Raw genomic sequence first — 10251 nt, forward strand, 5'->3', positions numbered from 1 at the left:
GTATCACCTGACGAATATGAAAAGCTGTATGAGAGGGGTATGTTACTGTCTGCTGCTTAGCAGGCAGAACTTCTCATTTTAATTTGTACTAAATCTTGACATAGGACCACTCCTTATTCATACAAAATCATCAATCTACAATTCTGTACTCGTAAAGGAAAGGGAAATCACCTTTGCAAGCCTTTTGCCGGGAGTTCCGATGAATGTCTGCACATTCCCCGGCTTTGCTGATCTAAAGCCAACTGATATGAATTGTGCTGTCAGCACACAATCACATCAGGCTCCGGCTCTTTCCATAAACCACATATTGTTATCTTCATAGAAAAGGAATATTTCCTTTCCATCTACCACACAGGTATAACGCTCTCCAACGCCGCCAGCCCTTGTACTGGCTGCTCTGCGCTTGTCTTTTACTCGTGTAATCTCATACTTTCTGCCATCTTCCCACGTTATCTCTTTGGGAATGAGCAGTCCGTCCTTTGAAAATTCTGCAAGTACATCAACATATACCTTATTGCTCAATGTAATCACCTTCCTTACAAGATTGCTATTGCTCTGGAAGCATCCATCTTCCTTGCTATATAGCCTTTTTCTTCTAATATTTTCAGATGTGCATAAACACTTGAAGTCGATGCCACCCCTACCATCTTGCATATCTCCCTGATAGTAGGAGCATAACCATTAACTCTCTGATATTGCATAATGCTTTCATACACATTCTGCTGCTTCTCCGTCAATGGTGCTCTGTCTACCAGATCAATTCTTTCTGCTTCGCTCATGTTCCGCCTCCCTCTTCTTTAACTCTATCGCTACTCGTAGTGCAGCTCAATTCCGCTTCGCTTCATTTCGCTCACGGCAGTCGCCGTATCAGATAACCAAGTCCCATATGTTTATGTACAAGCACAACACATCTGCGCCTTGATTATCTGGCACTTCTCGTTGCTAACCTGAGAAGTACCCATGTGGATGTACTGTGTGTTCTTCTTTTGCATTGACTGCCGACAGAATCCTGTCCCGGTACATGAGTCCCCTCTGGATACTGTAAAATCCAAATCTTCTGCGTATCTCATCAACCGCTGAATCCATCTTCATCTGCTTTTCACGCTTCTCCACACTTGAGAACAAATCAATCTGTTCCCAATAATTATCTGTTACTAAGTCTGCACCTCGGACACCAATACTGCGTATTGGTTTGCTCCAGTTATAGTTTTCCTTAAATATCTGATAAGCGTATGCAACTATCTCTCCGGTGATATTCGTTGCGTGGTCAATCTTTTTCTGACGGGTAAAAGAGAATAGCTCATTATCCCTGACACTTATCTCAACCACTCTGCACCGGAATCCATTCTCACGAAGTCTTGCTGCAACACTCTCAGCCAGAATATAAAGAACAATCTTTACATCCTCATCGCATACTAAATCCTTTGGTGTCGTTGTGCTGTTTCCCACCGATTTGATTGGAGCGTGGGTATTCTCCAGTTTGACAGGTGATTCATCATAGCCATTAGCAAATGACCATAAGATGCTGCCCATCTTTCCAAGGTGGCTGTTAAGCATCCCTTCATCTGCCCTTGCAAGATCACCTATGGTTCTGATACCGAATTTTGCAAGCTTCTGATTCGTGCTCCTTCCGACATATAGCAGATCACTTACCGGAAGTGCCCATGCCTTCTGCTTAAACTCACTCTTATACATAGTTGTGATTGCATCCGGCTTCTTATAATCTGAACCAAGCTTTGCAAATATCTTATTGAAAGAAACACCAACACTCACTGTGATGCCAAGCTCTGACTTCATTCTCTTGCTGATTTCCTGTGCAATGAGCAATCCATCCCCTTTAAGGGAGCTGCTCCCTGTCACATCAAGCCAGCACTCATCAATTCCATATGGCTCCTGCTTGTCCGTATATTCTGCATATATCTCATGCGCCATCCTTGAGAACCGAAGATATAAGTCCATTCTTGGTGAAACAAATGTTATGTCCGGACAGACCTGCTTTGCCTGCCAGAGCGCCATTCCTGTTTTCACACCGTACTTCTTGGCAATATAGTCAGCAGTTAAGACAATCCCATGTCTTGCCTCCGGGTCACCGCCTACTGCCAGTGGCTTTCCTGCAAGCTCCGGATGATGCAGATGCTCAATCGAAGCATAACAACAGTTGATATCTGAATGAAGTATTACCCTGTCTCCCATCTGCATAACCTCCTGCATTTAATCTATCACTACCATAACCTTTAGTCCAAGTATATGAGTAATGTTCCTTACAGGGCATAGTATAACCCCAAGAATAATCGACTGTCAACGGACACATGTGTCTGTTTTCTCATTATATTGGATTTTTAACTTGAATAATTGGTACTATTGCTATATACTATGGAGTGAAAAGAGACATTAGAAATCAACTAATTGGAAAGAAAAGAGGCGTATGTATGTACTCAATCGGAGAAATCATTTCAACATATAGAAAAAAGAAAGGCTTGCTCCAGCAGGATCTCGCTGATGAACTGGCAAAAGAAGGCATCAAGATTTCCTATAAAGCCATATCCAACTGGGAGAGAAATCTTGCTGAACCAAGCGTTACCATATTTTACAAAGTGTGTAGAATCCTTGGTATCACTAATATGTATGAAGCATATTTTGGAGTAAATCCTGCTGATCCTTTTTCATCACTTACTGATGAAGGCAGGGAAAAGGCTATGGATTATATCAATCTGCTCCACGCATCCGGAATGTATGAAAAGCAAACTGCTAAGATAATTCCATTCAGAAGCATTGATATTTTTGAAAATGCAGTATCAGCCGGAACCGGTAACTTTCTCGTAGACGGACCTAAAGAGACTGTACGCATAGATGAATCTATTCTGCCGGAAGATACAACTTTCGGTGTACGCATTAGTGGTGACAGTATGGAACCTGAATTCCACGATGGTCAGATTGCATGGGTATTGCAACAGGAATCTGTTGCTAATGGAGAAATCGGCATCTTCGCTCTGAACGGAGAAGCCTATATCAAGAAGTTAAAGGACGACAAAGACGGAATTTTCCTTATCTCACTCAACGAAAAGTATGCACCTATCAAGGTTGGAGAAAATGACCGCTTAGACATATTTGGAAAAGTTCTTGGAAAATCTGATGCTTCTGCTCTTACCGATCATTGCCGATAAAAACGCAAGTCCTTTTTATTGGACACATTTTTTTGCATAATTGACAATAAGAAAATATCTATAGAACTGAAAGAAGGGATTTTTTATGGTGGTCACAAATAATATCAGAGAAATCCGTGAACAGCGTGGCATTTACCAGAATGACCTTGCCGCTGCTATCGGATTCAGCACCAAAACTGTCAGCAGGGTAGAACGTGGGGACGGCGCCCCATCTGCCGAATTTATGCTACGAGTATCTAAGTACTTTAATATGCTGGTGGAAGATGTATTTCATGTAGAGGAATAACGTGGAGCGAGTGAGCTCAATATTCAGCTCGCTCCGCTATCTTTCTTAAACTGAAAATCTTCTTTTATCTATTCCATATTCACACCAAATATGTTCTATCATACCATCTCCTCGTCCCAAAAAATCAACTTGTTCGCGCCATGCATTAATACCAGCTTCATCAAGCAACTTTTCAAATTCAACATATTCATCACTATTCAAATTTTTCCTCATAAGATTTTTTAATAATGTATCCTCCTCAGATTGAACATAATCTACACTTATTGGTTCGTCTTTTATTAATTCTTTTATAGCACAGTATGTATTAAATATCGAATCGTTCTTTTTAAGTGTTTTCTCAAGGACTTGCTGAACCAATTGCTTCTCATAATATTTTACATACACTTTAGGTCAGTTTACAAGGAACTACACGCAGACCGTGAAACGGGCTGCTGACAACAAACGGCGCTATGCTCCCGGCTGGGTGCATAGCACCTGTTTGTTGCGGGGGTTTCCAAAGGGGGCAGCGCCCCATTTGGCACACGACTTTGCGGAGCAAAGTGTAGTGTGTTATACGCTCTGTCGGCGTTGCCCTGAAAATACCGTTGCCGCCGGGGAGGGCAAGGGCATTTGACGCGGCAGGAAAGCAGGGCTTTGTTTGGGGCTGGTAAGCCGGAAACAAAGGGCTGATTTCAGCAGCAGACAGGGCGTATTATGAAAGCCCCCGTCCCTCGTCCTCCGCCCCCGGCCTATGGGACAAAAAGTCCCAAAGCTCTGGACACCGTGACCAGATGTGTGGCCACACTCCGGGAAAAGTAGCAGGACGGCAGGAAACCGTCAAGGCTGAAATGAATGGGCTGACGCCCGGCCTTGACCGTTCCCCGCCGCCCCGCTGGATGGGTGGACAAGGTGGCCAATCCCTAAAAGTGTTTGGCCGCACTCGTTCATTTTGGGGCCTTTCTTCTCCCAAAATTGAAATGGGCGGGAAAGCCCTAAAATGGCTTTCCCGCCTTGATTACCCATTAGCAAAGACGGGCGAGACTGTCAACGGCGGCGCTGAAAGCGCCGTTCATCTTGACCGTTGACTGGCTCGCCTGGCTTTGCTACTGCCCGTAAGAGATGGAAAAACAAGATGGAAAACAAGGTTAAAAATGGTTGACAAGTCTATCGGATGTGTGTTATACTGTGCGACAGTTTGAGATTGGAAGGAGGCTTACGTGTGTTAATTTGTGTACGCTAATAAGCAATAAAAAGTAGAAGTACCTTTCCACATGATGGTGGGCTTTTTTTGCGTGCGTATGCAAAGGAACACGTAGGTTTGACACGAGCAGTCTTTGAACTGTATCGTGGTGTTTTTTCGTGCTTTGTTGTTATGCAGGCGTCTGCCCTCTCTGTGGGACAACGCCTGCTTTTTATTGCAGAAACAAAGGAACAATGCAATAAAAAAGGAGGTTCGCATTATGACCCAAAACAACAATTCATGGAGAAAAACTTATTTTACACTTCTTGCCGGACAAGCAATATCCTTTATTAGCAGCGGTATTTTGCAAATGGCCATTATCTTTTATTTGGTTGCGAAAACTAATTCTGCAATCATATTGACGGCGGCAACACTGATTGGATTTTTGCCGCAAGCCTGTTTAGGCCCGTTTGCAGGTGCTTTTGTTGACCGGCACAGCCGTAAAAGCGTAATGATTGGTGCGGATTTGATAATTGCCGCCGCTGGCGGTATTCTGGCGCTGGTGGCGTTTTACATGGAATTGCCCGTATGGTCTATTATGGTTGTCCTGTTAATCCGAAGTGCGGGAACTGCTTTTCATTCTCCAGCATTCAGCGCAGCAACACCTATGATTGTGCCAAAAGAGGAACTTACAAAATGCGCTGGTTACACGCAGACCATGCAAGCAGTAAGTGCGATTATCAGTCCAGCTGCCGCAGCGTTTTTATATGCTGTTTGGCCTCTTAATGCAATTATATTGTTAGATATTGTGGGTGCAATCCTTGCCTGTGTGACTGTTGCGATTTCGTCCATACCAACGCCTGAACTATGTCCAGAAACGAAAAGACAACAGTTTTTACAGGATATGAAAGAGGGGTATGTGGTATTAAAGCAAAACAGGGGCCTCTTTGCTCTGCTCTGGATTGGTGTAATTTATATGTTCTTTTATATGCCAATCAGTACGCTTTTTCCTCTCATCTGTATGTCATACTTCAAAGGAACACCGGCCCATGCCTCTGCCGCTGAAATTGCTTTTGCGGTTGGTATGCTGCTTGGCGGAGTCATTCTGAGCATTTGGGGCGGTTTTAAGAAACGGCGGTACACCATCGGTCTTTCCGTTCTCCTGATGGGCGTTAGCATTATGCTCTCCGGGCTTTTGCCGCCAGACGCATTTCTTGTCTTTGTTGTGTGCTGTACTGTTATGGGAATTTCCGCTCCATTTTACGGTGTGCAAAATGCGATTTTTCAAGAAACGGTCAAACCAGAATATCTGGGGAGAGTTTTTTCTCTACTGACAAGCGCCGCTTCCCTCGCCATGCCGTTTGGCCTTGTCATTTCCGGGCCTCTGGCGGAGCGGCTGGGAGTTGAGAAATGGTTTGTCATTTGCGGAATTGGCATTATCATCGTTGCGCTTGCCGTATTTTTACTACCCGGTTTGAGAGAGATTGACAATACGCAATAATCAACTGCACCTTTTTCTATTACTAAACAAAATGCCTGGTGGTTCTGAAAAACCAGAACCGCCGTTCAGGCATTTTTTATCTTCGTCCTCTCTGCGGTTTTGGATTCTTCAGCAAGTCGGATTTTTCCGCAATCTTTTTCAGCCACTTCCGTTCTTCTACAAGGAAAAGATTCTGGAACACCAGATAAAGACGCTGACCCGAAAAGAGCGGACGCACCGGCTCTGTACCAGAGGGGCGGAGTTGGAAAGATACCTGCCCCACCCGGAGCTTTTGCCGGAGGAACAGGTCAAACTGTTCTTGAAGCTGCTCTTTCATCGGGACAGCACCCGGCAGCTCATAGAACAGATATTTGCCGGAACCGGCACAGAAAAGGAGGACACGGAATGAATGTGAAATTTTCAAAGGACGAGCTGGCTATGGTTTACCAGTACGCCGCCGCCACGAAACAGGAAACTCTTGCCGGACTTCGGGAAATCGTGCCGGTCATTCGTGACAGGCAGGCGAGGGAGATTGTGGAAAGCACAATCCGAAAGCTGGACGCTATCCCGGAGCCGGAGTGCCGCCGCTTTATCGCTGACACCAGACAGCGGTTTATCCAGAAGCGGGACAATTCAATCCGGCGCAGGCTGGCGGAAGCAAAGGCGCAGACGAGGGAGAAAACGCCCCATTCCAAGAGAAAAGAGCCAGACCGGGAACGGTCATAATAGCTTCCAGAGCGGTAAGCGTGGCTTCCCCCTCTGAAAGAGGGCGCAATTATACACCACTTCGGGAAGTGGTGCATTGCGCCCTGCCGGGGGCGTCCTGCGGACAGCAGATGATTTCCGTAGATTTTCAATCTGCTCCAATCATCACAGGGGAAGTTACCCTTCCCCTGCGCTGGCTTACGCCAGCTACCCCTTTGTGGACTTGCCGCCCGGAATTATCTTGCGTTGCAAGTTGTTTCCATCTGACAAGTTTGCTGAAATTCGGCTATACTTTGAGATAGCGTATAATGGAGCCGGTGACAAATCGGAGTTTGGAGGTGAGAATATGACAGCGCATATGAGATTAAGATAACACCGCGGGTTATGTTGCGGTGAATCCGTATTGTATAGCTCGCTTATTGGGCAAGTAATGTAATAACGGAGGGAATAATGAATAAAATACTTAGATTTAGTGACAGTGAAAAAGTTTTTCAATGTCCTATATGTAAAACAGATTTAAAATTGAAACAAAAAAGTTTATTTTGTTCTAATCATCATTGTTTCGATATTTCAAAAACGGGTTATGTGAACTTTGCTGTAGGAACAAAATCTTCAAAACATTATAGCAGAGAGACTTTTCAAATTAGGCGGGAGGTTTTAGAAAAAGGCTATTATTCACATATCCTGAATGAAGTGGTGCAGCTTATAAAAAGCTTTAGCAGCATTGATACAATACTTGATATTGGCTGCGGTGAAGGATATTATTCAAAGCAGATAAAAGAAGTATCAGGTGATAAAGAAATTATTGCATTTGATATTTCTAAAGATGCTGTTCAGCTTGCAGCAAAAAGTGATTTCAGTAATTCTATCAAATGGTTTGTGGGAAATTTGGAAGAAATGCCCATAAAAGACAAAAGGATAGATTGCATATTAGATATTTTTACTCCTGCTAACTATTCCGAATTTAACAGAGTTTTGAAAGAAGGCGGTTATGTAATTAAGGTAATTCCGGGAAATGCTCATCTTAAGGAGCTTCGAGAGACGGCAAAAGAACAATTGAAAAGCAATCAATATTCTAATGCGGCTGTCGTAGATTATTTCCAAAAGAAGTATTCCGTTGTTTATCACAAGAAAGTTTCAGCAACGTATACAATGACATCCGAGGAAATAAAAACCTTTGCGGATATGACTCCACTACTGTTTTGTGTAAATAAAGATGGAATAGATTTAAAAAAAACAAAAGAAATCACTATTGATGCAGAGATATTTGCAGGGAAATTATAAATTCAATTTCAATTTGTCGAATTGACATAATCAAAAACTCTGAAAAACAAAAGGAAGGATATTAAATGAAACACTTACCTAAAAGTACACTTACGGAAATATTGAATGACCCATACGGATTTACTTACAAAGAAATGTCGGAAGTAATTGGAGAGGATAAAGCAAGAGCCTTATATGCGGAATTGTATAAACAGCCATTTCACAAAAAAAATCTATCAATATCAACAAAAAAAGTCTATAAAAGTAGCGATACTGAAAAGTATGTTTATGAATTGAAAGACAACAGGTATATCGAAACGGTTTTTATTAAACGGCGAGATGGTGGGACTGTTTGCGTAAGTACGCAAGTTGGTTGTTCTGTTGGCTGTATTTTTTGTGAGTCCGGACGCAATGGTTTCGTTCGTAATCTAACACCATCTGAAATTGTGCAACAGGTCATATTGATACGTCAAAAAGTAAATCGTATCGTTTTTATGGGAATGGGAGAACCTTTATTCAATTACGACAACTTGATTGCAGCAATCCATATTCTTCGAGATAGAAATGGACTTAACTTTCCAACCGACGGCATTACCGTATCAACAGTTGGTCCAGTTAATCAATTAAAAAAATTGCGCGAAGAACATCTAAAAATTCAGTTGACAATATCTTTACATGCAGCAACACAGGCTGCGAGAAACTGCATCATTCCTCATATGCACATGTACGCTATTGAAGATGTTGTTAAGCAAGCATTGTCCTATTCACAAAGGCATAATCGAAAAGTGGTATTTGCGTATTTGCTTTTACCAGGTATAAATGACCGTTCCTCAGATATAAGGCAACTTGCAAAATGGTTTAAGGGCAAAAATGTTATGATTAACGTGCTGCAATACAACCCGACGAGTAATTCAAAAATTAGAGCACCACAAAAACAAGAAATGGTTGCGTTCAAACATCAATTAGAGCAAACAGGACTTGAAGTTACCATGAGAGTTTCTCATGGTAGAGAGATTAAAGCAGCTTGTGGACAGTTAGCTAATACATATAATAAAGCCAAAAAACAACAAAAATAATTTAATTAAAAGAGCCAGACGCACAGACGCAGAGCCGATAATATGCAGTTTGAAATACTGCTGTTATCGGCTCTTTTTTGATTTAATTTGTGCCCCCAATAACCATATTGGAGCAAAATCAGAACTGTTGCTTGTCGTTCTTTGATTTCCGCAGCAGCTTTGAAAAACCAAAGCCGCCGTTTCTTTTTATCTTCTAATGAAATGACGCGGTATCACTGTTAAAAGCGGCGGCTAAAAGGAGGTAGCCGCCATGAAGCACATACCATATCGACAAAATCCGACGGTCATTGACACATCAAAAAAAGCCCGACCACCGCCGGGGAAAACTACGTCTATCAATATGAACTGTCTAATCATCTGAATACCGCTTACAATACCTATACGTCTGTCCGGGCTTTTCGGACAGGCGTATTTTGCTGCTCAAAAAATTTTTTGAAAAAAATCCGAAAATCTTCGGCGTTTTTTTCAAAAGGCAGTATTGCCCCGCGAAAAGGGGGAAGCACCACCAACTTTCCAACGAGAAAGGGGGTGAGAATGTGGAACCTAATCGCAGGGAGTTTATAAAACAGTGCGCTTTCCAGAAGTTTTGTAATACGGTACTGCACAATGAAGCTTGCGACACCCATAGAGAACTTCGCAGACACAAGGCAAAGGAAGTGACCTTTTCCGACATGACCTTAGACGAAGCGCGGCAGCTTCATACGTTTGATGAATATTTCAAACGTGAAGCCGCCGAAACCGTCTTTGAGAAAGCCGGGAAGAAAATCACGCCAAAGCTGCTTCTTGAAGCAATCCGTACTTTGCCGGAAGAAAAGCGCAAAGCCATATTGCTGTATTACTTCGAGGGAATGAACGATACCGAGATTGCGGAGCTGTTCAACACGTCGAGAAGCACGATACAGTACAGGCGGACAAGCTCTTTTGAGAAATTAAGAAAATATCTGACCATTACCACAAGAGACTGCTTCTGCAGATATAAAAGGAATACCCTCATCAAATAATTCTGGGGTAGTGTAATTTATTTTGTGTAAACCTCTCAGATTGATGAAAAAATCTAGGTCATAAAGATATGAGTTCAAAATGTTCAGGGGCTGAATGGCAGATTCTGCTGTTCAGCC

At 42.8% G+C, this 10251-nt stretch carries 12 protein-coding genes and 1 pseudogene; 8 read left to right on the forward strand and 5 right to left on the reverse strand.

Features of this window, described 5'->3' with window-relative positions; genetic code table 11:
• Nucleotides 1-276 precede the first annotated feature (276 nt).
• The 3 genes from ACTQ3K_RS12375 to dinB all read right to left on the reverse strand — a co-directional run bounded on the left by ACTQ3K_RS12375 (nucleotide 277) and on the right by dinB (nucleotide 2193).
• Nucleotides 277-531 carry a hypothetical protein gene (locus ACTQ3K_RS12375; RefSeq protein WP_004611568.1) on the reverse strand — a complete coding sequence of 85 codons (255 nt, stop codon included), beginning with the start codon at nucleotides 529-531 and terminating at the stop codon, nucleotides 277-279.
• Nucleotides 532-536: 5 nt separating this feature from the next.
• Entirely contained in the window at nucleotides 537-779 is a 243-nt protein-coding gene (locus ACTQ3K_RS12380) for a LexA family protein (RefSeq protein WP_117918753.1), read from the reverse strand.
• A gap of 163 nt (nucleotides 780-942) precedes the next feature.
• Nucleotides 943-2193 (reverse strand): DNA polymerase IV, encoded by a 1251-nt coding sequence (dinB, locus tag ACTQ3K_RS12385; RefSeq protein ID WP_118392701.1) that lies wholly within the window; start codon nucleotides 2191-2193, stop codon nucleotides 943-945.
• A gap of 236 nt (nucleotides 2194-2429) precedes the next feature.
• Here dinB and ACTQ3K_RS12390 point away from each other — a divergent pair, with 236 nt between their 5' ends.
• Nucleotides 2430-3164 carry an XRE family transcriptional regulator gene (locus ACTQ3K_RS12390; RefSeq protein WP_117613581.1) on the forward strand — a complete coding sequence of 245 codons (735 nt, stop codon included), beginning with the start codon at nucleotides 2430-2432 and terminating at the stop codon, nucleotides 3162-3164.
• 85 nt (nucleotides 3165-3249) lie between these two features.
• On the forward strand, nucleotides 3250-3450 hold the full coding sequence (locus ACTQ3K_RS12395) for a helix-turn-helix transcriptional regulator (protein ID WP_022171364.1): 201 nt from the start codon (nucleotides 3250-3252) through the stop codon (nucleotides 3448-3450).
• 45 nt (nucleotides 3451-3495) lie between these two features.
• Here ACTQ3K_RS12395 and ACTQ3K_RS12400 read toward each other — a convergent pair whose 3' ends face one another.
• On the reverse strand, nucleotides 3496-3807 hold the full coding sequence (locus ACTQ3K_RS12400) for a hypothetical protein (protein WP_291815817.1): 312 nt from the start codon (nucleotides 3805-3807) through the stop codon (nucleotides 3496-3498).
• Nucleotides 3808-4889: 1082 nt separating this feature from the next.
• On the opposite strand from ACTQ3K_RS12400, the gene ACTQ3K_RS12405 reads away from it, so the two are divergent.
• The 5 genes and pseudogenes from ACTQ3K_RS12405 (at nucleotide 4890) to rlmN (ending at nucleotide 9133) form a co-directional block, all read left to right on the forward strand.
• Nucleotides 4890-6110, forward strand: a complete 1221-nt coding sequence (locus ACTQ3K_RS12405) for an MFS transporter (RefSeq protein WP_075680193.1) — start codon at nucleotides 4890-4892, stop codon at nucleotides 6108-6110.
• Nucleotides 6111-6267: 157 nt separating this feature from the next.
• A pseudogene (locus ACTQ3K_RS12410) lies at nucleotides 6268-6498 on the forward strand (DUF3847 domain-containing protein); the annotation flags it as partial.
• Entirely contained in the window at nucleotides 6495-6815 is a 321-nt protein-coding gene (locus tag ACTQ3K_RS12415; RefSeq protein WP_070470246.1) for a transposon-transfer assisting family protein, read from the forward strand. The pseudogene ACTQ3K_RS12410 and the gene ACTQ3K_RS12415, both read left to right, overlap by 4 nt.
• Nucleotides 6816-7244: 429 nt before the next feature.
• Nucleotides 7245-8078, forward strand: coding sequence for a methyltransferase domain-containing protein (locus tag ACTQ3K_RS12420; RefSeq protein ID WP_002592690.1), 834 nt, complete (start codon nucleotides 7245-7247; stop codon nucleotides 8076-8078).
• A 65-nt stretch (nucleotides 8079-8143) separates the two neighbouring features.
• On the forward strand, nucleotides 8144-9133 hold the full coding sequence (gene rlmN, locus ACTQ3K_RS12425; protein WP_004607971.1) for a 23S rRNA (adenine(2503)-C(2))-methyltransferase RlmN: 990 nt from the start codon (nucleotides 8144-8146) through the stop codon (nucleotides 9131-9133).
• A gap of 377 nt (nucleotides 9134-9510) precedes the next feature.
• On the opposite strand, the gene ACTQ3K_RS12430 is transcribed toward rlmN, so the two are convergent.
• Nucleotides 9511-9759: a hypothetical protein gene (locus ACTQ3K_RS12430; RefSeq protein WP_441568213.1), complete on the reverse strand. Its 249-nt coding sequence runs from the start codon at nucleotides 9757-9759 to the stop codon at nucleotides 9511-9513.
• On the opposite strand from ACTQ3K_RS12430, the gene ACTQ3K_RS12435 reads away from it, so the two are divergent.
• On the forward strand, nucleotides 9670-10134 hold the full coding sequence (locus tag ACTQ3K_RS12435) for an RNA polymerase sigma factor (protein ID WP_441568212.1): 465 nt from the start codon (nucleotides 9670-9672) through the stop codon (nucleotides 10132-10134). The two genes, ACTQ3K_RS12430 and ACTQ3K_RS12435, sit on opposite strands and share 90 nt — an antisense overlap.
• The last annotated feature ends 117 nt before the right edge of the window (nucleotides 10135-10251 follow it).

The sequence above is a fragment of the Candidatus Paralachnospira sp. LCP21S3_A2 genome, assembly GCF_052118925.1.
GTDB lineage: Bacteria > Bacillota > Clostridia > Lachnospirales > Lachnospiraceae > Lientehia.